Source organism: Streptomyces sp. NPDC059852, assembly GCF_042731455.1.
Taxonomy (GTDB): domain Bacteria; phylum Actinomycetota; class Actinomycetes; order Streptomycetales; family Streptomycetaceae; genus Streptomyces.
The window spans coordinates 256928-278202 of record NZ_JBHWJK010000002.1 but is presented as its reverse complement, the minus strand read 5'-3'; the positions used below and the strand labels follow the sequence as shown (position 1 = coordinate 278202).

Sequence of the window (21275 nt, the reverse complement as noted above, 5' to 3'; positions counted from 1 at the left end):
CGTGACACCACGGCACCGGTGGCGTCGCAGACGACCAGTGAAGGTTCCCCTGCCGCACCACTTGGAGGGCGTACCGTGCACCGCCGGCACAACGGGCTCAGGACCGCAGTCCTCCTCGGGGGACTGTCCGCGCTCATCATCGTCATCGGCAGTTTCTTCGGCCGGATGGGGCTCGTCGTCGCGGTCCTGGTCGCCCTCGGGACGAACGCGTACGCGTACTGGAACAGCGACAAGCTCGCCCTGCGCGCGATGCGGGCCCGCCCGGTCAGTGAATTCGAGGCGCCCGGGCTGTACCGGATGGTCCGAGAGCTCTCCACCCAGGCCCGCCAGCCGATGCCCCGTCTCTACATCTCCCCGACGGAGGCGCCGAACGCGTTCGCGACCGGCCGCAACCCTCGCAACGCCGCCGTGTGCTGCACCGAGGGCATCCTGCGCCTCCTCGACGAGCGGGAGCTGCGCGGTGTCATCGGCCACGAGTTGAGCCATGTGTACAACCGCGACATCCTGATCTCGTCGGTCGCCGGTGCGCTCGCCTCGGTGATCATGTTCCTGGTCAACTTCGCCTGGCTGATCCCCATCGGCCGCTCGGACGACGACGACGGACCCGGCATCCTCGGCCTGCTGCTGATCATGATCCTGGGGCCGCTGGCCGCCTCCCTCATCCAGCTGGCCATCAGCCGGTCCAGGGAGTACGAGGCGGACGCGTCCGGAGCCCAGCTCACCGGAGACCCGCTCGCTCTGGCCGGCGCCCTGCGCAAGCTGGAGACGGGCACCAAGCAGCTGCCGCTGCCGCCCGAGCCCCGTATCGAGACCGCCAGCCACATGATGATCGCGAACCCGTTCCGCCCCGGACAGGGGTTCGCCAAGATGTTCTCCACCCACCCGCCGATGGCGGAGCGCATCGCCCGACTCGAGAAGATGGCAGGCCACCAGTGAAGACCATTTTGAACGTCATCTGGCTCATCCTGAGCGGCTTCTGGCTGTTCCTCGCCTACATGGTGGCGGGCCTCGTCCTGTGCATCACCATCATCGGCATCCCGTTCGGCGTCGCGGCGTTCCGTATCGGCGTCTACGCCCTGTGGCCCTTCGGGTACACCACCGTGGAGCGGCGTGACGCGGGAGCCCCCTCCTGCGTCGGCAACGTCCTGTGGCTGGTCCTCGCGGGCTGGTGGCTGGCCATCGGCCACATCGTCACGGGCCTCGCCCTGTGCGTGACGATCATCGGCATCCCGTTCGGCATCGCCAACTTCAAGCTGATCCCGGTGTCGCTGTTCCCGCTCGGACGCGAGATCGTGCCGACGGACAGGCCGTTCGCGACGACCTGGTAGGCGGGGGGCCACGGCCCACTGCGCACCCTTCGGCGTTCGCGACTGTCCACAGTCCGCCGGTTGTCCACAGCCCCGGCCGGTTGTCAGTGGCGGCTTGCATCATGAATGCATGACCGAAAACGAGCAGTTGCTGACGAGGGTGGCGGCCGCGGCCCGCAACTCCCTTCCGTGGGGCTGGCCTACACTCCCCGAGCCGGTGGACGCGGCCACGGTGGCCCGTGCCGAGGAGGCCCTCGGCTTCAGCCTGCCCCCGCTCCTCGCCGACCTCTATCTCCGCATAGGCGACGGTGGATTCGGCCCGGAGTACGGCCTGTTGCCGCTGCTCGACAACCCTCCCGCCGGCGAGCCCGCCGCCGTCCCGCAGTACCTCGCCAACAGGGATGCCGGCCGCAGGAACCCCGACTGGCCCTGGCCCGAGGGGGTCCTGCCGATATCCCACTGGGGCTGTGCGATGTACGCCTGCGTGGACTGCCGCACCCCGGAGGCCCCCGTCCTCCTCTTCGAGCCGAACGCCGACGACGCCGCCCACGCCTGGTACCTGGATGCCCCGAGCCTCGCCGACTGGCTGCGCGCCTGGCTCGACGGCACCGGCTGGTACGAGGAGGAGAACGACGACATGGACCTGACCCCGTGGGCGGACTTCCCCCTGCGCACGGCCTCCCCGCACCCCACCGCCTGAGGCGAGGACGTCACGCCCCCGCCCTACGCCCGGGGTGACCGCCGCCCCATCCACCACCGCACCGCGAACAAGGCCACCCCCACTGCCAGCACGCCCGCGCCCACGACGACCGAGATCACCGGAAGAGAGAAGGCCAGCACCGCACACCCGATGAGCCCCACGGCCGGCACGACACGGGAACGCCGGGCCGCGTCGAGCGTCCAGGCCGATGCGTTGGCCACCGCGTAGTACGCGAGCACACCGAAGGAGGAGAAGCCGATCGCACCCCTCACGTCCACCGAGGCGGCGAGGACCGCGACCACCGCGCCGACTGCCAGCTCCGCCCGGTGCGGCACCTGGAAGCGCGGATGCACGGCGGCCAGGACGCCGGGCAGATGCCGGTCACGGGCCATGGCCAGCGTCGTACGGGAGACACCCAGGATCAGGGCGAGCAGCGACCCCAGCGCCGCGACGGCCGCGCCGACCCTCACCACGGGAGCCAGCGCCGGTGCTCCGGCAGCGCGCACGGCGTCGGTCAGCGGCGCACCCGCGGCCCCCAGCCCTTCAGCCCCGAGCACGGAGAGGACGGCCACCGAGACGAGCGCATAGACCACCAGCGTCACGCCCAGGGCGAGCGGGATCGCCCGGGGAATCGTGCGGGCGGGGTCCCGCACCTCCTCGCCCAGGGTCGCGATCCGCGCGTATCCGGCGAACGCGAAGAACAGCAGGCCGGCCGCCTGGAGGACCCCACTCACGCCGCCCGTGGCCCCGGCCCCGAGGAGTCCGGCGTCCGACCGGCCGGAGCCCAGGCACACGACCACCACACCGGCCAGGACAGCCAGGACCACCGCCACGATGACCCGCGTCAGCCAGGCGGACTTCTGCACGCCGCCGTAGTTCACTGCGGTCAGCGCCACCACGGCCGCGACCGCCACCGCCTGCGCCTGATCGGGCCAGACATACGCCCCGACCGTCAACGCCATCGCCGCACAGGAGGCCGTCTTGCCGACCACGAACGCCCAGCCCGCGAGGTACCCCCAGAACTCCCCGAGGCGCTCCCGGCCGTACACGTACGTCCCGCCCGAGGCCGGGTAGCGGGCGGCCAGCCGTGCCGACGACATGGCGTTGCAGTACGCGACGACGGCGGCGACCGCGAGCCCGGCGAGGAGGCCGGAGCCGGCCGCGCGGGCGGCCGGGGCGAGCGCCGCGAAGATCCCGGCCCCGATCATCGAGCCGAGCCCGATGACGACGGCGTCCCCGACCCCGAGCGAACGCCGCAGCCCAGGAGAGGCGGAGGTGGACCGAGTCATGGCCCGACCCTACTGACCGCCGCAACCGGCGGGCGCCGACGATACGTCCTGTTCACCAACGGAGCAGCAACAGTGGGCGAACGAACGCGCCGGAGATCACAGTGCCTGAAGAAGTGCGGGCATGGCGCGGAGGGGCAGGTTCAGAGGTATGACGATCATCAGCTGGATCTTCCTGGGGCTGCTGGCCGGAGCCATCGCCAAGTTCCTGCTGCCGGGTCGCGACCCCGGCGGCTTCATCGGCACGACGCTCATCGGTGTCGCCGGCGCGTTCATCGGCGGCTGGATCTCGGCCCGCTGGCTGGACCACCCGATCAGCAAGGACTTCTACGACGGCGCCACGTGGGTGTCGGCGATCGGCGGTTCCCTGGTGCTGCTGATCGCGTACCGGATCTTCTTCGGCCACTCACGCGACTGACAGGCGCGCCCGTGCCCGGAACGCGCGAAGGGTGAGCCCCCGCAGGAGCTCACCCTTTCCGGCCTCAAGAGCTGGGCTCAGTTCACGATCACCGGTAGTTCACGAACTGCAGCGCGAAGTCGAAGTCCTTGCCCTTCAGTAGGGCGATCACGGCCTGAAGGTCGTCCCGGCTCTTGGAGCTGACGCGCAGCTCGTCACCCTGGACCTGCGCCTTCACGCCCTTGGGGCCCTCGTCGCGAATGATCTTCGCCACCTTCTTCGCGTTCTCCTGGGAGATGCCCTCCTCGATCGACGCGAAGATCTTGTACTCCTTGCCCGAGAGCTGCGGCTCGCCCGCGTCCAGGGCCTTCAGCGAGATGCCGCGCTTGATCAGCTTGGACTGGAAGACGTCGAGGACGGCCTTCACCCGGTCCTCGGAGTTCGCCTCCAGGAGGATCTTCTCCCCGGACCACGAGATCGAGGCACCCACGCCCTTGAAGTCGTAGCGCTGCGAGATCTCCTTGGCGGTCTGGTTGAGGGCGTTGTCGACCTCCTGCCGCTCGACCTTCGAGACGATGTCGAAACTGGAGTCGGCCATGTCCTGTGGCTCCTTGTATCGGGGTGCGAATGGGTGCGTGTCGGCGGGCGTGGGGGTGGCCGCCGAGCCCGGGGCGGACCTCGGGCCGCATCCCGACAAGCCTAGCCACCCCGGGTCCCCCGGGTGGCGATCAATCGGGTGGCGAAGCACCCCTCGGCATCGGGTATTGTTTACGTCGTTGCCAGGGAGCACCGCCGCAGAGCGGTTCGAACGGCAGCGACCCCGGCGGTGTGCCCGAGCGGCCAAAGGGAGCAGACTGTAAATCTGCCGGCTCAGCCTTCCCAGGTTCGAATCCTGGCGCCGCCACGCTGAGAAAGTTGAAACGAGACCTCCTCCGAACTGCGGAAACGCGGGACGGAGGGGGTCTCGTTCGTTGACCGGCTCGAGCCGATCGTTATGGGCGCTTCTTCCCAATGTGTCTCACCCTGATTCGGGTGCTGACCAGTCCGTGTGGGGCAGGCGTGGGGCAGCTTCGGCCCCTAGCTGCCGCTCCGCAGTGCCCGCTCGATGCGGGCGTTTGCTGTGGCCGCACCGCCGTCCAAGCACTTGGCGTACACCCGGAACAACACGGCCACGCTGTGGCCGGCGCGGGCAGCTACCTCCTGCGGCTCCACTCCGGAGCTGAGCCATGTGGATACGGCAGCGTGGCGAAGATCATATGGACGCTTGGCGAGAGGTGACGCGCACTGAGCGGGCGTAAGAGCACGCGCGCGGGCTTCCGCCCAGACCTCGCCGTATCCGGTGTCCTGGATGAGCCCGCCGCGCTGCGTCCGGAACAGCCGCCCGTCAGGGGCGACTCCGTACGCGGTGACGTGCCAACGGAGCAGCCTCACGAGATCGGGCGGGATCGGCACGGTGCGTACCGCTTTCCGGGGCCGGTGCTTGAGCCCTCGTCGGTCGTGTGCCTCACCGCTGTCCGTCCAGGCCGACCCCGAGCGCGGGCGGGTCTCTCGGAGTCGCAGGGTGCCCCATCCTCGCCGTGGCAGGTCGCAGTCTTGGAGACGGAGGCCGACGACTTCCGCCGGCCGTGCCGCCGCGTAGTACATGCAGCCGAAGAATGCGACCAGGCGCCGCCCACGGGGGCTCTGCGTGCGCACGGCATCGAGCAGCGCGAAAGCCTGCCGGGGGTCTGGCACTGAGGCGGGATCCAGTTCTTCGGCTACCTGCTCCGGAGCTTTCCACTGCACCTGAGGCAGGGGGTTGTCCGTCAGACGGCCGGCGTCGACGGCGTAACCGAGGGCGTTGTGGAAGATGGCCCGCTTCCGCCGGATGGTCGACGCGGACGCCGTGGCGCCGTCCAACTTCTTGGTCAGGGCGTCCAGGGCCGCGCGCACGTGCATCCGGTCGGCCAGCGCGGAGGTGGGCAGCGACTTCCGCTCGAACCACGCCAGCACGGCTGCCACATCGTCCGGGGGTTCCTGGTCACGGCGGCTCACGTTGAACGCCCAGCTATAGAGAGCCGTCCGCACAGTCTTGGCGTCGGCCATTCCCTTGGTGTTCGTGACAAGCGCCGGCGTCACCGTGGCCATGGCCTCCGCGAGCGTCCGGCGGGTCGAACCGGGGGAGTGCTGCCACTTCATCTCGATGTACTCGCGGGCATGCTGATACCAAGTCACATCGTTGCGCTTCCGCAGCTCGGAGACCGGCGCCCCGGTGGACTCGTCGAACGGCTCGCCAGCGTGAGCCGCTCTCAGCAGCTCGGCGCGGCGGCCCTCTGCCAGCGTCTTGGTGCGGAACGTCTGGGAGTGCGGAGTCTCGCCCGTCTTCCAGCGCAACTCTGCCGAGGTCTGCCCTCTGTCCTTCCGCTGTCGGACGGACCAGATACGAACGTCGTATGTCTTACCCACTTGTGGCCTTCCTGTGGGTGGGGCCCGGCGTGAGAGCCGGGCCCCATTTCGATCAGTAGGCGGGTGCGTCGAGGTTGTTCAGCCAGTCGTCCAGGTCGCTTCGGCGTACACGGAGATGGCCATTTGGCAGCTTCACGAGCCGGGGGGCTTGCCCACGGGCACGCATGCGGTAGAAGGCGGTGCGACTCATGCCGATCTCGCTGAGGACGTCGGGGAGCTTGAGCATCTGGGGGCGTGCCACGGTGCGACTCCTTGACGGGGTGAGAAGGCGGGGCTCTTGGCCCCCTTCTGGGAAGTCCGCTACATCCGCTACGCCGCTACATCGCAGGTCAGCGGGGGTGTTTTTGTAGCGGAGGGGTGGCGTGTAGCGGCTACGCATGCGCTGCGTCGTTGTGGGCGTAGCCGCTACACGCTTGGGTGCCGCTACAGATTCATGGCCTCTGAGCTGGGCTGTAGCGGTGTAGCGGATGTAGCGGAGTCCTGGGGAGGGGGCGGGCAGTAGCGGGCCCACGCGTCCGCGAGGTCCTCGGCGTGGAAGCCTTTGAGGACTCCGCCGGCGGTTCGGATGTTGCGGGATCGGACGGGGGTGTTGTCGGCGGTCATGTACTCGGCGAGCATCCGGGCAAGGCGCCGGTTGTCGAGCGGTTTGCCGTCGAGGTCGGCCCACGGGGCGTCGTCGAGGGCGTTGAGCCGGTCGAGGATGGCGATGGTGGGCAGCTTGTCCACGCCGATCAGGACGTGGTCGCGCAGGTCGGTCAACAGGCGGATGCCGAGGCTGTGTTTGTCGGTGGTCTGCGCGGCCTTGACGAGCGTGACGCACGCGTCGCGGGCACGTTCGGGCCACTTTCCGCCGACGGCGTCCGCGATGGCGAGCAGTGGCTCCCATACGTCCGCAGGCCGGTCGGTGACTCCGTCGGGCATCTCGGGCCAGGCTCCGAGCACGAACCCGCGTGCTTGCTCGGCCCAGTCGGCGAGCCGGTCACGGAGCTTGTGGCCCTCGGCTTCGTGGATGCGGGCGCGGAAGGGTTCCACGCGTTCGTTGCGGGCTCGCCGGCGCATGCGGACGACGATGGAGCGGGTGAGGATCGTGTCCGGCAGGGAGCCGAGTCCGGCGACTGCGACCGCGCAGTACGAGGGGAAGGCTTGCACGGTCTGGTTGCCGCCGTCGCCGATGCACCGGTAGGTGACGCCGGTGCGGCGGTGTCCGGCGTTGAGGAAGCCGCGCAGGTCCTCGTTGTCTCCCGCCTTGGGGCCGAAGATGGTGTCGATCTCGTCGAACAGGATGGTGGGCCGTCCGTCCACGCCGGACACGGCCCGGAACAGGGCGGCGGCGGACGCGTTGACCGCGACCATCGGGTGCGGCACGAGGGTTTCCACGATCTCCAGTGCCCGCGACTTCCCCGACCCCGGTTCGGGGGACAGGAACGCGAGACGCGGGGTGGAGTCGAAGCAGTCGAGCAGGTGGGCGTGGGCGTCCCACAGCGCGACCGCGACGTACGCGGCATCGGTGGGGAAGACGTTGAAGCGCCGGTGGAAGGCTTCCACCTCGTCGAGCAGCGCGGCGCCGTCGATGGACTTGGGCGTCATGCGGCGGTCCTCCTTTCCAGGGTCGTCGGGGAAGCTCCCGTGCAGCCGGACGCGTGCGCCTCGTACTCGTAGATCAGCGCGGCCACCGTGCGGGGACCGGTGGCGGTGCCGGTCTGTCCGCAGGTGCAGGCGTAGGCGGCGGTGGGGGTGTCGCCGTGCCGTGTGGACCAGCGGGCGCCGTCCCAGTGGTGGCGGTAGACCGGTGGGGCGTAGATGCGGATGCCGGGCCGCTCGGGCGTCGGGTCTTCTGCGTCGTGGCGTGCCTCGTTGCTCCGGAACCGCTCAGAACGAAGAGCAGTGACGACGCCCTGACGGGCGGCGCCTTTCGGCTCGCCCACGGCCACCGCATCCACCGCTTGTGGGGCGGTGTGCGGGCCGGTGGGGGTCTTGGTGGGGCAATCCAGGGCGGGGCGAGTCGGGGCCGTCATGCCGCCTCCCTCGGGGTGGCGTGGGCGATGACCCAGTCCAGGGCGCTGCGGATGGTGGTGCGGCACTCGGCCGGCGGCAGACCCGTAGCCTCCCCCGCCCCCTGGATTGCCTGCTCTGCAACCTCTCGCGGCAGGTCACCCCACGCGACGAACCGGGCCACCTTGCAGGCGCTCTTGTGCAGGGCGCTGTTGCGCCCGCCGTCGGTTGCGGCGGCGATGACGGCGCACTCACGTTCCAGCGCCACCCGCGCGGCACGCGTGCCGTCATGGACCCGGACGGGCACCGGGGCGGGCCGGTCCGGCTCGGTGAGCAGTGCGGCGAGCCAGACCGGCAGTTCCGCGACAGGCACGTCGTGGGCGACCTCGTACGCGCCGTCCGGGGTGGTGCTGCCGGGGGCGACGACGTAGCCGCCCCACGCACGGGTGTCGATGTGCGGTCCGAGACGGTCCACGCTGCACTTCAGCCTGACCCCGGCGGGGGTGGTGAAGTAGAGGTGTTCACCGCGCGCGGTCCGCACCTGGTAGGTATCCGGGAGCACCTGCCCGGCGCGCTCGCAGAGCGCTTGCAGAGAAGTGGCGCCGTCAGGCGCTCCTTTCTGCTCTTCCGCCTTGACCGGGTCCAGGTCGATGACGAGCAGCCCGGCCGGACCGGTCGCGATCCCGACGTTGTACGGCCGGTGCGCCCACGCTGCGTGGATCAGGTTCGGGTCGGTGGTGGCGCGCTCTTCCGGGGTGCGGTGCCCGCCGGCGCACCGGCCGGTGCCGGGGCAGGCCCGTTCGGCGTGCCCGGCCGGCCGCTTGCTGCCGGGGTGCAGCGGGATGACGGGCCAGCCGCGTTCGGCCGCCGTGAGAGCGGATGCGAGCAGCGGCAGGCACTCCAGGTTCACCGTGGGAATGCTGGTCATGCCGCCACCTCCAGCCCGGAGGCGAGCAGGACCAGGGCGGCGCGGCCGATGTGCTGTGCGTAGGCGGGCGGGATGCACTCGCGGATGCCGTCGCGGTTCATCCACGGCACCTCCAGCACCTTGCGGGCTAGGGGCACACCAGAGAAGTTCCCGACGAACTGCCCGTAGTGCCCGGCCGGAACCGGGCGGCCCATCTTGGCCTGCGGCACGAGGTGGGCGGGGTGGTCCGGCTGCGCGAGGTGAAAGCCGCCGCCGGTCTCGAAGAAGCGGTGCCGGTAGTTGGCGAGTCGGAACATCTGCCCGCACAGCATCACCGGAGCGCGGAGCTTGGGCACCGCGCCGCGCACGTTCTCCAGCACCCACGGCCGCCCGGTCGTCTCGAGGGCGGCGCGGGTGGGGGCGATCAGGTCGGGGTGGTCGTTGGACTGGATGCGCTGGCACTCGCTGTCGTGCTGGCACGGGGGTGAGGCGTGGATGAAGTCGAACGCGGCCCCGTGTTCGAGGACGAACGCGATCGCGTCGGCCTGCACGAACGGGAACGGGTAGCGGGGCTGCGGGGCGAGGTCAACGCCGGTCACGTCGAACCCGGCGTCGTCATAGCCCTTGGCCGCGCCGCCCTGGCAGCAGAACAGGTCCAGTAAGCGCGGGCGCCGGCCGCGCACTCGCCGGAAGACGGTCGGTTGGGTCATGCTGGGAGACCTCCACAGGTCTGTTGACGGTCTGGTGGAAGGCGGCGGCCCCGGTTCTTGGTCGGATGGGGGCCGCCGTCGTTGTGCGGGTAGGTCAGGCGGCAGCGGACTCGTCGCCGCGCGTCGCGGTCAGGCAGCCATCCGGGGTGCGGACGACGGCGCCGCTCGTGGTGAGGGCCTTGACGGCCTTGGACACGGCGCCCTTGGACAGGCCCGTGAGCGTGACCAGGTCCTTCTGCCGGACCGGTTCGTCGGTGGTCTCGATGGCCTTGAGCACGCGGGCGGCGGCGCCGTCCGTGGCGGGGGTCGTCTCGGGAGCGGTGTCCCTGACGAGAGTGAGAGTCGGGGCGCCCGCGGCTTCGACTGTCGGCGCGACCGAGCGGGACCACGGGGTGCGGTCGGGCAGGGCAATGACCACGGACTTGTCCATGTAGCGGACCTTGACGGGGTCCGGCTTGCGCTTGCCGTCCCGGATCAGCGCCACACCGGGCACGGGCAGCTCGTCGGCGTTCCAGCCCTTGGCCTGTGCGTCCTCACCGAGGACCACGCGCGCTTCGGCCGGCGTGCGGACCGCGAGGCAGATGGAGACGCCGATCTGCGGGGCGATCTGCTTGGGGATGCCGTCCCCGATGGTGGGCTTCTGCGTCATCCACCACAGGTCGATGCACGCCGCCCGCCCCATCCGGGCGATGGACTCCAGCGCCGGGAGCGCGGACCGCTTGACCGTGCGCGTCTTCCCCTCCCCGGCCTCGACCTCGTACGGAACGCTGTCGGCGGCCGTCATGACCTCGGCGCCCTCATCCACGACCACGGTGATCCGGGGCCGGTCCGCCGTCGGGGTCCACGTGTCCTGGCCCTTGGGCAGGATGGAGAGCCGTTCCAGCATCTCCGTCTCCAGCTCGTCGGTCACGTCGATGACCTCGCGCGGGGTGGAGGCGACGCGGGCCCGGTGGTCCCACAACCGGCCTTCCACGCGCTTGAGATCGATGATGACGAGCGCGTTCGTCGCACCCTCGGACGCGTCGTACAGCAGCGGCCGGGAGGCGACCGACTTGCCCGCACCGGAGCGTCCGGCGATCAGCAGCCGTTCCCCGAGCGGCACGGTGACCTGCTCGCCGGTGACGGTGTCGATGCCGAGGGAGCGTCGCTGGGGTGTCCACGTCAGGTCGTCGCCGTCGGCCGCGCTGCGGGTGCGCAGGGTGAGTTCGGCCCAGCCGCCTTGCTTGCCTGCCTTGATCTGCATGCGCAGGCTCGTGCGGGCGCCGAGCAGGTTGCGGACGTGGTCCTCGGCGGCGCGGAGCTTGGTCGCGGTCCACGTGCCGTCGAGCCGGACGGCGCACACGATCCCGGCCTCGGTCAGCCTCGGCCGGCCGGTCAGCGTGCCCGCGAGGCCGCGCTGTTCGGCGTGCTCCTTCCAGTGCTGCGGCTGAAGACGCTTCAGCAATGCCGACTCTTCGGCGGTGGGCTTGAGTCCGCTGGTATCGCGCTCGCGCACCGCGATCCACACCGACAGGGCGGTGACGGCCGCGACAACGGCCACGGCCGACCACACCCACGCGCGGGCGGAGACCTGCGGCAGCCACACGTACCCGGCGGCCCCGAGCGTGGCGGCGGTCTTCGTGGCGAACAGCCACATCGGGTCCGGGACGCGCCGCTTGGCGGTGCGCAACTCGCGCTCCGCGCGGTGGCGCAGGGGGGTGACGCCCTCGGGGTCGATGACGCGTGCGGTGGCCAGAGCGCGGCGAGCATCGCGCACCAGCGGCTTGCGTTCGGCGCGCAGGGCGCGGCGGCGTTCGGCTTCCTTGCGCCAGTGGTCGGCCGTCCAGCGGGCGGCGGTGGCGGCGTACTGGCGGTGGGTGCGCCAGACTTGTCCGTGACTCACGGGTGTCCTCATTTCCGGGATCAGTGGGTTGGTGGTGACGGGCCCTGCGACGGCCCGTCACCACACGCGCGGTGTTACGCGGAGTGAGCAGGTTTCCGGTTTCCTGGTTTCCGACGGGGTCCCTACGCGTGCGCGCGCGAGGACGGAAACTTCCGTCACCCTGCGTCGCTACTGGGCCTCAGGCGGCCGAACAGGCTTCCGAGGGTCAAACCCCACCCGGAAGGGGCCTCAGGCGCCCTGCGAGGCGCCTACGGCCTCGGGGTGGTTCAGCGAGCCTTCCGGCCGCGCCGGGTGGGGCTCTTGGTGCTGTCGCCGACGGCGCGGACGACGGTGACGACGGACCAGCCGAGCACGAGCGCGATGAACGCGAGCATCGCGAGGTTCGCGGCGATGGCGGTCAGCGCGCCGACGAGCAGAGGGCCGAAGTAGACGCCGGCCGCGACCGCACCGGCCCCGACCCCGGAGCCGAGCGCGACGCGCTGCACCGTGCGGTCCGGCGGCGCCTGGTGGATGTGCACCACCTGCGGCCCGGACGGCTGCCGAGCGGGCAAGGCGGCGGGGTCGGCGTAGACGTGGCTGCCGTCGGGGAGCTGAACGACGGTCAGCGGGCGGTGTGCGGGGAGCTGTTCCATGACGCACCCTCCGGGGCGTTGTCGGGGAAAGCGCAGGTCGAGCACATGCCGAGGGACGGCGGGATGACGTATCCCGCGTCACGGCGGCAGGCGGGGCAGATGCGGCGGGCGGCGTTGGCCTTGGCCAGTGCCGCCCGCCGGGCCGGGGTCATCGGACGGACCGGCTTGGCGCGGTCGATGCGGTACAGGTAGGCGACCAGCGGGCCTCGCCGTCGGCGGGGTCGTTCGAGCTGTGCGGCCACGTCCTGGCCGCCGGGGCGCAGGCCGAGGGCGCGGAGTTGGCGGCGGGTGGCGTAGCCGTCCGGGGCGAACCGCCACCGGTAGACCGGCAGCGTGCTCATCACACGGCCTGAAGGCCGCGCTCAGCGCGCAGGGTGTCGCGCAGAGTGCGGGCGTTCGCCGGGGAGGTGCGGACCTCACGTCGGATGCCCTCGGCTGTCAGCCGGGCGTCCGGCCAGTCGGCGGTCGCCTTGCGGGCCTCGGCCAGCAGCTCGTCCGGGGTGCGCTTGGGTCGCGGGGTGCGGGCAATCTCGGGCACGCGGCCCGTGGCACGGCGCGGTCGGGTCGACTCGGCCGCCGCCGTACGCCGCTCGATCGGGGCCGGGGTCGTCTGCTCGATCGCCGGGAGCGGCTTGGCCGGGATGTTCGACTTGATGAAGCCGACCGCCACCGGTCGGGGCAGTGCCGTCACGTTCGGCGTGATCCGCTCCGGGGTCGATACCGGCAGGTCAGAACTAGACCGATTCCTCTCGGTTCCGGTCGATTCCTCCGCATTCATGGTCAGGGGTGCAACCGGGGCGGGGCGGTGGTGCAGGACCTTCGCAACGAGGTCGGAGCCGAAGTAGATCGACCCGACCGGCAACGAGGTAGCGAGCAGCACGAGCGCCCAGTTCGCCGGGTCCCAGTCAGCGAGTCGGCCCCAGTCGACCGTGCGGCCGTGGAGCTTCGGGACCAGGCCGTGCACGTAGTTCAGCACGAGCGAGGCGATCGTGTAGGCGGCCAGCACCCGCAGCGCGAACACCCGATCCCGCCCGGCGAGCACGAGGGTGGCGATCAGGGCCAGGGCCATGAGGCCGTCAACCACGAACGGGTAGAGCGTCGCGGCGGTGTGGTCGGCGCCGATGGCGCCGGCGATGTCGCGCAGGGCGTTCCAGGACACCCGGAACGCCATCGCCACCACGACGACCAGGGCGAGCACGAGGGTAGTGCGGCCCTTGCGGTGCAGGTTCATGCGGCACCGCCGGTCTGGCCGGAACGGCCGTTGAGGTGGGCGCGGTGCGCGGCGAGCACGCGCCGGCGGGCCCGGCGGATACGCCGCTCGTCCAGCTCGCACGGCGTGCGGTCGATGACGATGATCTGCGCGTCCAGCAGTTCCATCTCCGCGCGGATGACGGGCATCTCGCGGTCGATGGCGTCCAGCTCCGCGTCCGTGGGCTCCATCCACGGCTCGAACGCGGTAACAGCGTCCTGAACAGTCACGATGTGTTCCATTGGGTCTTGTTCCTCTCAGCCAGGAACGGCCCGAACAGTGGCCCCGGTGTTCCAGCACCGGGGCCACGCGCCGTTGAAGTCGGTAGATCCGGCTCCCCTCAGCGCCGCTCGTACGAGACGAGCAGCGGAGGCAACCGGCGCGGCGAGAGCCGCGAAGGTCGATGCGTGTCCAGTCACGTCGTCCGCCTTTTCAACTCGGGGAGGCGGGGCCCACCTATGCAGTTTTCAAGTCACGGTCGCTACCGGCGGACGCGGTAACCCCTGGTCAGAGGGGCTCCCGTCTTCACGGGACCCGTCGGCACTGTCAGCGCAATCGGGCACACTTAATGGTGTTGCACCGCTTGCTCAACTTGTTGGTACAAGCTGATGCAGTGATGCTGCACCCACGGACGGTGAGTCGTCAAGCCTTTTGGAGCCGCATGTACCAACAAGTTGCGCGAGTGCGTCATGATGGGGCCATGAGTAAGCAGCCGAAGTACCGGCAGTTGGCCGACGTCCTGCGACGGGAGATCGACAACGGCACCTATCCGCCGGGCTCTCGGCTCCCGTCCGAGAGCGAGCTTTCCGCGCGCTTCGACGCGTCGCGGAACACGGTCCGGTCCGGTCTGGCCCTACTGGTCTCGCAAGGGCTCATCACGTCAAGCCAGGGACTCGGGTACGACGTCGCCAAGCACGAGGTGTTCGAGCTGAACGCTTCGCGCTTCGAGAACCTGGAATTCCCGCAGAACGGCGACGCCTACAACACTGACGTGACGAACGCCGGCCGTCGGCCGTCACAGACGTTCAGGGTGGAACTGACGCCTGCCCCTGACTTCGTCGCTGAACGTCTGAAGGTTGAGGCAGGAGCGACGACGGTGCTGCGGTTCTGCCATCGGTTCGTTGACGAAGTGCCGTGGTCCACGCAGGCCACGTACTACCCCGAGTGGCTCGTCGAGCGGGGCCCGCGTCTCACGGAACCCGGCGATATCGCAGAGGGGACAACGCGCTACCTCGCGAGCCTCGGTATCAAGCAGGTTGGCTACTTCGACGAGATCTCAACGCGGATGCCCACGCCAGACGAAGCGCGGTTGCTGGAGATTGGGGCGGGTGTGCCGGTCATGCTCTGGACCCGCACGGGCTACTCGGAAGATCGTCCGATCCGTTGCACTACGACGACCTTCCGGGGTGACTTGAACCGCATGAACTACGAGATCGGTGACCTGTCCGGCCGACACGAGAACGAGCCTCAGTGAGAATCCTCCCCGCTCAACCTGACGACGTGGCCAAGCTGCTGGCCTTCCGTGAAGAGGCCGCGGCTTGGCTCACGCGACTTGGCAGCGACCAGTGGCAACGCCCATACCCCGCTGACCGTCTGCTCGCGACCATCGAGGCAGGCACCGTCTTCATGGTCATGGACGGCAATGCCACAGCTGCGACTATCACTCTCACTCCCGATGCCGAAGAGGGGCTCTGGACGGAACAAGAGCTGTCGGAGCCCTCCATGTTCGTCAACAAGCTCACCGTGGCGCGTACCCATGCAGGACAGAACGTTGGTGGTCGACTGCTCGAATGGGCAGGGGATCGCGCCTACCGTGCTGGGGCCAAGTGGCTGCGATTGGACGCGTGGTCCACGAATGAAGGACTCCAGCGGTACTACCTGCGTCAAGGTTTCAGGTATGTACGCACGGTCCGCGAGGGGGGCGCTGTGAACGGTGGACCTCGCGTTTCAGGGTGGCTTGCCCAGCGGGTCGCCAGCCCGGCAGAGCATGGTTTCGACGATCTAACGCCACTACCGCAAATCCTCGCGCCCTAAAGCGAACGCGCATCCCGGCTTTAGCTTAATCGCCAAACTTTACCCGCCGCGTACTTGTCTACGAATCTATTCCATTCCTGAGTTCGGAGGTGCCTCTCGGATAGTGGGAACTTTTCCCACCAGCGCCGTATCAATAGTTCAACCTCATCTCGCCTATCCGCCATTGAGTCAGAGTAGAGTGCGACAAGCGACACGACTACAAATGTTGACCTGGCGCCGTAAACGTGAAGCATGCGGATTTTGATTGTTGAGTCGCCCTTTTGGTGGACTGCGCTCAAGACTTCAAATACGGCATTGGGTGTAGCGTCTTCACACCATATTGGCAACGCGACCCGCATAACCCCGTACAGTGGTCCACCGCTGCACCATTGGTGGTAAAGTTTGAGCAACTCGGCCGCAGTTCTGGACGTGGCTATGCTTGTGGCGACGTTACGTGCAGTGCTGGGCCACTGATCAGAGTTAGCATCACATACTGCTTCGGCGATCGATGTGACGGTTTCGACTGAGCCGAACCGTACGGCGTCGTCCAGTAGTCTAATTGCGTCAGTATAGCCTCGCCTGCTCGAAGCGATACTTCGCCACAAAGCTACCGTGTCGTCCCCATTGAAATGAGCGGCGGCGAGGGAAAGTAATCTTGCGGCGTCGTTAAACCTTTCCTGTGCGTGGGCGGCGAAGACTTGCTCGGCGACCTCTGCAGGGCTGTAAGGGAACTCGTTGTCCGCCTGATTCTCGATGCGTTCGGCCAACTTCTCCTCGGCTGCTGCAAGTTGGCGTTGCAGTTCGGAGCAACGTTCTTCCGCATCCCGGCGGAGGTCACTAACATCGGCTAGTTGCTGTTTGAGATTTTCAATCTCAGCTCGCAGTCCTTCACTTTCCTCTTTTTGCCGATGGTTTTCTCCTGAGAGGGAGAGGAAGCGGGCTTCGCTTTGTACACGGTCAGCGACCCAGTCCCCTCGCAGCAGCTCCAGTTGGCGCTCGGCTTCACGAGCGACATCCTCCTTTTGGTCCAGCAGTAGCTCCAGTGCCTCCTGCTGCCTCCGGAGATTTTTGATTGTCCGATGTGACCTGTCGACCTCGTCTCGCAAATTCTCTACTTCGAATGCTTGGGGGTCAGAAACCCTCAAGGCTGCAAGACGAAGCCGGTGCACCCTCGACCGTGTCTCTTCGGTTAAGGGGGCTCCTCTATGACGTTCCAGTTCACTGAAGAGGCGGTTCACGAAGTCTTGGTTAGCGACGCGGCGGCCGTTGAGGTACCTAGATACGGTGCTCTTGTCCATTGCGATTCTTGCCGCGTACCTCTGCTGTGGTATGCCTAGTCCGTTGAACAGGGTTGTCAACGCCGTTGCCAGTGCCGCAACCTCAGGGAGCTGGCTGACCTCGATCTCCGAGCGGCGTCCCTGTGACCTGGAGATATCGCTCATTACTCTGGCCTCCTGCACGAGCTGCTACTTGCAGTTGATTGGCAACCGTTGATGACTTCAGCAATCGCTCTGCCTGCGCGACGCTCGTGTCCACCAAGCCCGGTTGCTGAATGAGGTGTGACAAACGGTGATGGAAAACCTGCACCATTTCGCGGGATATGGACGGAGTATGCAGCGCGCCCTCCTCCTGACCATCGGCATCATCCCTGTTGTGCTGGTCACAGTGTCCGTCCTGCCTGCAGTGCTTGTCCTTCCATTCCTGGGATCCGGCGGGGTTCAGCGAGCTGAGCGGCTACTGCTTCAGCTGGTGTCCTGGACCAAGGTGCTGCTCCAGGGCACTGAGGACAGGAGGCGTTGATGCGTTGGTGATCTCTCTGTGCGGCGCAGCACAGTAACCGCCAACGGGCCGATAGTCGTGTGCGGGGCATCCGTGGGGTGCTGCGACGTTGGGTGACGCAAAGCGCAGCTCACCCCACAACCGTCGCGCAGACTGTAAATCTGCCGGCTCAGCCTTCCCAGGTTCGAATCCTGGCGCCGCCACGCTGAGGGAAACCCCCTCTGTCCAGGTTGCTTACCTGGACAGAGGGGGTTTCTTGTTGCCCCTCTTCGTTCGATTCTCCATGGACGCGACGTGGACGGGACGCGGACGGGTCTCATCTCGTCCCGCCCGTATCCCCCCGCTGATCAGCGTGTGTCCCCCAGGTGTCCTTGGGGGTGAGCATGATCACTCCCGCACGTTCCACTGCCGTAGGGCTGCGTCGATCCGGGTGTTGGCGTGCGGCCACGGCGGGCCCAGCGTGATGAGCGGCGTCAGCGCACCGGGCCCTCCGCCCCGCACATCACCTCAGTCGCTGAAGTCCCCGCCCATCGACGGCAGTTCCGTCAGCCCAGTGGCTGTCGGGACGGTGCTCGTGCCGCGGAGCAGGACGCTCGGCTCCGCCGCCCCGATGCCCAGGTCCGCTTTGCCGTCGCCCGTCACGTCGCGCAGGCGGAGGGTGTAGCCGAAGCTCACGTCCGAGTCGGCCGCGCCCTGCACCGTCTGCGGGATCCAGGAGGAACGCGCACCGCTCAGGCCGCCGGATCCGCCCCGGAAGACGTGGACGCCACCTTGGTCCTCCATGCCGTTCACGTCCTCGTGCGGGACGCCGACCGCCAGGTCCGCGTAGCCGTCACCGTTGGTGTCGGCGGCCGAGACGTCGTAGCCGAAGGTGTCGCCGGTCTCGGGGGAGCCGGAGACGCCGGAGGTCGCCTGCGTGAACGTCGTCGAGCCGTTCGGGCCCGACGAGGTGCCGCGCCAGACGGTCACCGCGCCCTTGCCGTGGTCGTGGTCGGGCTGGGCGAGGGCGATGTCGCCGTAGCCGTCCTTGTCGAAGTCCCCGATGGCGGCGTTCGCGCCGAGGCCGCCGTTCCAGTCGCTGTCGAGGGTCTTGGACGTGCCGGAGGCCAGGCCGGTGGAGGTGCCCTTGAGGAACCAGGCGCGCAGCTGTACGGCGCTGTCGGAACCCTGCTCGCCCAGGACCACGAGGTCGGTCTTGCCGTCGCCGTTGACCTTTCCGGCGGCGAGGCCGTACGAGTCCCAGATCGCGTCCGGCTTGTCGATCTCGGAGACGCTGCCGGTGGTGCCCGACCTGGTGAACGGGCCCCGGTACAGCCACGCGTCCCCTCCGCCGAGGACCGTGAGGTCGGGCGAACCGTCGCCGTTGAAGTCGCCGGCGGCGAGGTCGCCTCCGAAGTGGGCCTGGGAGCCGCTCGCGCCGGACTTCGGGCTGATGGTCGTGCCACCGGACAAACCGGAGGCGGAGCCCCACACCACGGTCACCGTGCCGCGGTACCGGGTGCTGCCCACATGCTCCGTCGAGTTGCCGACGACCAGGTCCGCGTACCCGTCCTTGTTGAGGTCGGCACTGGTGAGGCTCTCGCCGAACGTGTCGTCCTCCTCACCCGCGCCCGGGATGCCGGAGGTGTCCTGGTCGATGACCTGGGTGTGCGAGGTGTCGAGGCCGCCGGCCTTGCCGTAGACGACGGTGACGGCGCCGCCGGGGTGGTTGAACCGTTCGTAACCGCCGTACGCCACGTCGCGGTATCCGTCGCCGTTGAAGTCGTCGTAGTGCTTGGCGACCGCCGGCGAGGCCGGCGTGCTCAAGGCGAGCGGGGTCAGGGCGGAGGCGAGGAGTGCGGCCGTCAGGACCGCGGGGGTGGGTCTGCGCATGAGGGCTCCTTGGGTCAGCCGGTCAGGTCGCGGCCGAGGCTGGGGTCGCCGGTGGTGGAGATGCCGAAGGCGCTCGGGCCGTACGCCGTCGCGCCGGAGGTCGTGATGCCGGAGGCCGAGCCCTTCAGGACGGTGACGTTGCCGTTGAAGTCGTTCTCGCCGTCCGAGCCGGCCAGCAGGTCGGCCCTGCCGTCCTTGTTCAGGTCGGTGAGCAGCGTGCCGTCGCCGAAGAAGTCGTTGCGCTCGCCGCTGCCGGGGACGCCGGCGGCGTTCTGGGTGAGCGTGACGGCGTCGGACGTGAGGCCCCGGGCGGTGCCGTAGAGGATGCGGACGGCTCCGCTGACGACGTCGTCGGTCGAGTCCTCGGGGTCGCCGAGGGCCAGGTCCTTGTAGCCGTCGCCGTTGATGTCGCCGGCGGACGGGATGCCCGGCCAGGGCAGGCCGGCACTGGAGGAGACGCCGGAGGACGAGACGTACGAGATACGGGCGTGGCCGGTGGCCGCCAGGTCGCCACCGGTCGCGGTCTGCGTCCAGCCGGTGACGATGTCGCCGTAGCCGTCCTTGTTCAGGTCGGCGATGGCGAGCTTGGTGCCGTACGGCAGTTCGCTCTTCCTGGTCGGAGCCGAAGCCGTGCCGTAGTACAGGTGGTTGTGGTCGAGGTAGCGCTCCGAGCCGATCTTGGCGTGGCCGCCGATGACCAGGTCGGCCTTGGCGTCGGTGTTCACCTTGCCGGCGGTGAGGCGCAGGACGCCCGCGCCGCCGGTCCACGACGTCGTGTACGTGATCTTCGCCCCGGTCGAACCTGACCTGCTGAAGGCGCCCTTGATGATCCACTGGGTGGTGCCGGTGGCGCCGACCGCGAGGTCGGGCCTTCCGTCGCCGGTGAAGTCACCGATCGCGAGGGCCTGTCCCCAGTTGTCGTGCCGGGTCGGCGCCGGGTCCTTCACGGTGGTGGCCCCCTTCAGGCCGCTCGCCGAACCCCAGACGATCACCACCGCGCCGGCGCTCTCGTCGTCACCGACCGACTCGTGCGGGGAACCGACCACCAGGTCGCTGTAGCCGTCCTTGTTCAGGTCGCCGACCGCCACCGCGGCGCCGAAGGAGTCCTCCTCCTCGGCGGATCCGGGGACGTCGGAGCTGTTCTGGCTGACGGACGCGGTACGGCCGACGCCGCCCGGTCCGCCGTACACGATACCGACGGCGCCCGCGTGCCACTTGCCGCCGACGGTGGCCTCGGGGGCCGGGGCGACGGCGTCCTTGTAGCCGTCGCCGTTGAAGTCGGCGCTGTACTGGCCGGTGGCGGCCGCCGCCGGGGTGGCCGCCGCAACCGAGAGCAGACCGCCCGACAGCGCGGCCAAGGTGGTCATCGCGAGGGCGAGTCGTAGGTGCTGCTTGTGCATGGAGGTATCGAGAGGGGGCACGCGGGTTCTCCTGGCTGCGGCATGCGGGATGCCGGGCTCAGGGCATCCGCGGTCGATATGCGATCAAGAGACTCACGTCGAGGCCCGAGGGTTGTATGTGCCTTCGCATCATTTCTCGAGGTTCGACAGATGGTGATGGCCGCGGTTCACCACCAGCGAGAGCAGGACACCCGGCACGGCCGTCAGCCGAGGTCGCCGTCCCCTCGGGCTGAAGGGGGACCGGTGACCTCGACGTGGGCGGGACGCAGCAGGCGGTCACCGACACGGTGGTCGGGGCGCGGGATCTCGCACAGTGCAGGCCGGTCGCCTCAGCTGGGACGTGGTGGGCGAGGGCCTGGTGGATCGGGCTGATGAGCCCGCCACGCTGGGAAACCCCTCCGTACTACGGAAACGTAGCGCGGAGGGGTTTTCGCGTTCCCGGTGCTCCGTTCCAGCCGGGCACACTGGCCCCATGGCCACGCCTCGCAGACGCTGTCCCGAATGCCGTCGAGAGATCGCCGTCGTCGCCGGCCGGTTCGCCCGGCACGATCCGCCCGGCGCGCGGGAGAGCGGGGAACTCGTGTCGTGCCCGGGGTCCCGGCGGCAGACACAACTCGGTGCCGCTCAGCCCGCCTTGGACGGGTACGTCGTGCCCGACTTCCCCGGGCAGTTGCCGTTGTTCTGAGCGGCACCGCGGGACGTGT

23 protein-coding genes and 2 tRNA genes are annotated in these 21275 nt (G+C 69.0%); 9 read left to right on the top strand and 16 right to left on the bottom strand.

Annotated elements, in window-relative coordinates; translation table 11 throughout:
* Positions 1-75: 75 nt before the first annotated feature.
* The 3 genes from htpX to ACFV46_RS03665 all read left to right on the top strand — a co-directional run bounded on the left by htpX (position 76) and on the right by ACFV46_RS03665 (position 2007).
* Positions 76-936, top strand: a complete 861-nt coding sequence (gene htpX, locus ACFV46_RS03675) for a zinc metalloprotease HtpX (protein ID WP_361925601.1) — start codon at positions 76-78, stop codon at positions 934-936.
* On the top strand, positions 933-1328 hold the full coding sequence (locus ACFV46_RS03670) for a YccF domain-containing protein (RefSeq protein WP_361925603.1): 396 nt from the start codon (positions 933-935) through the stop codon (positions 1326-1328). Before htpX ends, ACFV46_RS03670 begins: the two co-directional genes overlap by 4 nt.
* A 109-nt stretch (positions 1329-1437) precedes the next feature.
* Positions 1438-2007: an SMI1/KNR4 family protein gene (locus ACFV46_RS03665; RefSeq protein ID WP_385496883.1), complete on the top strand. Its 570-nt coding sequence runs from the start codon at positions 1438-1440 to the stop codon at positions 2005-2007.
* A 23-nt stretch (positions 2008-2030) separates the two neighbouring features.
* Here ACFV46_RS03665 and ACFV46_RS03660 read toward each other — a convergent pair whose 3' ends face one another.
* Positions 2031-3296, bottom strand: coding sequence for an APC family permease (locus tag ACFV46_RS03660; RefSeq protein ID WP_385496882.1), 1266 nt, complete (start codon positions 3294-3296; stop codon positions 2031-2033).
* Positions 3297-3444: 148 nt separating this feature from the next.
* On the opposite strand from ACFV46_RS03660, the gene ACFV46_RS03655 reads away from it, so the two are divergent.
* The gene (locus tag ACFV46_RS03655) at positions 3445-3711 is read left to right on the top strand and encodes a GlsB/YeaQ/YmgE family stress response membrane protein (RefSeq protein ID WP_062664116.1); all 267 of its coding nucleotides are present in this window, start codon (positions 3445-3447) and stop codon (positions 3709-3711) included.
* Between the two features lie 88 nt (positions 3712-3799).
* Here ACFV46_RS03655 and ACFV46_RS03650 read toward each other — a convergent pair whose 3' ends face one another.
* Positions 3800-4288: a YajQ family cyclic di-GMP-binding protein gene (locus ACFV46_RS03650; protein WP_151785377.1), complete on the bottom strand. Its 489-nt coding sequence runs from the start codon at positions 4286-4288 to the stop codon at positions 3800-3802.
* 224 nt (positions 4289-4512) lie between these two features.
* Here ACFV46_RS03650 and ACFV46_RS03645 point away from each other — a divergent pair.
* Positions 4513-4594 (top strand) — tRNA-Tyr (locus tag ACFV46_RS03645).
* A 173-nt stretch (positions 4595-4767) separates the two neighbouring features.
* Here the strand turns inward: ACFV46_RS03645 and ACFV46_RS03640 are convergent.
* The 11 genes from ACFV46_RS03640 to ACFV46_RS03590 form a co-directional block, all read right to left on the bottom strand.
* Positions 4768-6135 (bottom strand): tyrosine-type recombinase/integrase, encoded by a 1368-nt coding sequence (locus tag ACFV46_RS03640; RefSeq protein WP_382112892.1) that lies wholly within the window; start codon positions 6133-6135, stop codon positions 4768-4770.
* A 52-nt stretch (positions 6136-6187) separates the two neighbouring features.
* Complete coding sequence (locus ACFV46_RS03635; RefSeq protein WP_385496881.1) at positions 6188-6376, bottom strand: helix-turn-helix transcriptional regulator; 189 nt, start codon at positions 6374-6376, stop codon at positions 6188-6190.
* Between the two features lie 182 nt (positions 6377-6558).
* Entirely contained in the window at positions 6559-7722 is a 1164-nt protein-coding gene (locus tag ACFV46_RS03630) for a DUF3631 domain-containing protein (RefSeq protein WP_382112894.1), read from the bottom strand.
* A complete protein-coding gene (locus ACFV46_RS03625) occupies positions 7719-8150 on the bottom strand; it encodes a hypothetical protein (RefSeq protein ID WP_382112895.1) in 432 nt (143 codons plus the stop codon). The genes ACFV46_RS03630 and ACFV46_RS03625 overlap by 4 nt, the downstream gene beginning before the upstream one ends.
* On the bottom strand, positions 8147-9055 hold the full coding sequence (locus tag ACFV46_RS03620; protein WP_385496879.1) for a bifunctional DNA primase/polymerase: 909 nt from the start codon (positions 9053-9055) through the stop codon (positions 8147-8149). The genes ACFV46_RS03625 and ACFV46_RS03620 overlap by 4 nt, the downstream gene beginning before the upstream one ends.
* Entirely contained in the window at positions 9052-9744 is a 693-nt protein-coding gene (locus ACFV46_RS03615) for an SAM-dependent methyltransferase (protein WP_382112897.1), read from the bottom strand. Before ACFV46_RS03615 ends, ACFV46_RS03620 begins: the two co-directional genes overlap by 4 nt.
* 94 nt (positions 9745-9838) lie before the next feature.
* Positions 9839-11626 carry a MarR family transcriptional regulator gene (locus ACFV46_RS03610; RefSeq protein ID WP_382112898.1) on the bottom strand — a complete coding sequence of 596 codons (1788 nt, stop codon included), beginning with the start codon at positions 11624-11626 and terminating at the stop codon, positions 9839-9841.
* Positions 11627-11892: 266 nt separating this feature from the next.
* Positions 11893-12258 carry a DUF6251 family protein gene (locus tag ACFV46_RS03605; protein WP_382112899.1) on the bottom strand — a complete coding sequence of 122 codons (366 nt, stop codon included), beginning with the start codon at positions 12256-12258 and terminating at the stop codon, positions 11893-11895.
* Positions 12228-12599 carry an RRQRL motif-containing zinc-binding protein gene (locus ACFV46_RS03600; protein WP_382112900.1) on the bottom strand — a complete coding sequence of 124 codons (372 nt, stop codon included), beginning with the start codon at positions 12597-12599 and terminating at the stop codon, positions 12228-12230. Before ACFV46_RS03600 ends, ACFV46_RS03605 begins: the two co-directional genes overlap by 31 nt.
* The gene (locus ACFV46_RS03595) at positions 12599-13489 is read right to left on the bottom strand and encodes a DUF2637 domain-containing protein (protein WP_382112901.1); all 891 of its coding nucleotides are present in this window, start codon (positions 13487-13489) and stop codon (positions 12599-12601) included. The genes ACFV46_RS03600 and ACFV46_RS03595 overlap by 1 nt, the downstream gene beginning before the upstream one ends.
* Positions 13486-13749, bottom strand: coding sequence for a DUF6284 family protein (locus ACFV46_RS03590; protein WP_382112902.1), 264 nt, complete (start codon positions 13747-13749; stop codon positions 13486-13488). Before ACFV46_RS03590 ends, ACFV46_RS03595 begins: the two co-directional genes overlap by 4 nt.
* Before the next feature lie 458 nt (positions 13750-14207).
* On the opposite strand from ACFV46_RS03590, the gene ACFV46_RS03585 reads away from it, so the two are divergent.
* Both ACFV46_RS03585 and ACFV46_RS03580 read left to right on the top strand, forming a co-directional pair.
* Positions 14208-14981 (top strand): GntR family transcriptional regulator, encoded by a 774-nt coding sequence (locus ACFV46_RS03585; RefSeq protein WP_382112903.1) that lies wholly within the window; start codon positions 14208-14210, stop codon positions 14979-14981.
* A complete protein-coding gene (locus ACFV46_RS03580; RefSeq protein ID WP_382112904.1) occupies positions 14978-15541 on the top strand; it encodes a GNAT family N-acetyltransferase in 564 nt (187 codons plus the stop codon). Before ACFV46_RS03585 ends, ACFV46_RS03580 begins: the two co-directional genes overlap by 4 nt.
* A 20-nt stretch (positions 15542-15561) precedes the next feature.
* On the opposite strand, the gene ACFV46_RS03575 is transcribed toward ACFV46_RS03580, so the two are convergent.
* Entirely contained in the window at positions 15562-16962 is a 1401-nt protein-coding gene (locus tag ACFV46_RS03575) for a hypothetical protein (protein WP_382112905.1), read from the bottom strand.
* A 347-nt stretch (positions 16963-17309) separates the two neighbouring features.
* Between ACFV46_RS03575 and ACFV46_RS03570 the strand changes: the two genes are divergently transcribed.
* A tRNA-Tyr gene (locus ACFV46_RS03570) sits at positions 17310-17502 on the top strand.
* Between the two features lie 304 nt (positions 17503-17806).
* Here the strand turns inward: ACFV46_RS03570 and ACFV46_RS03565 are convergent.
* On the bottom strand, positions 17807-19171 hold the full coding sequence (locus ACFV46_RS03565; protein WP_385496877.1) for an FG-GAP and VCBS repeat-containing protein: 1365 nt from the start codon (positions 19169-19171) through the stop codon (positions 17807-17809).
* 14 nt (positions 19172-19185) lie between these two features.
* Entirely contained in the window at positions 19186-20592 is a 1407-nt protein-coding gene (locus ACFV46_RS03560; protein ID WP_385496875.1) for an FG-GAP repeat protein, read from the bottom strand.
* 451 nt (positions 20593-21043) lie between these two features.
* Between ACFV46_RS03560 and ACFV46_RS03555 the strand changes: the two genes are divergently transcribed.
* Positions 21044-21256, top strand: a complete 213-nt coding sequence (locus ACFV46_RS03555; protein WP_151785385.1) for a hypothetical protein — start codon at positions 21044-21046, stop codon at positions 21254-21256.
* Positions 21257-21275 lie beyond the last annotated feature (19 nt).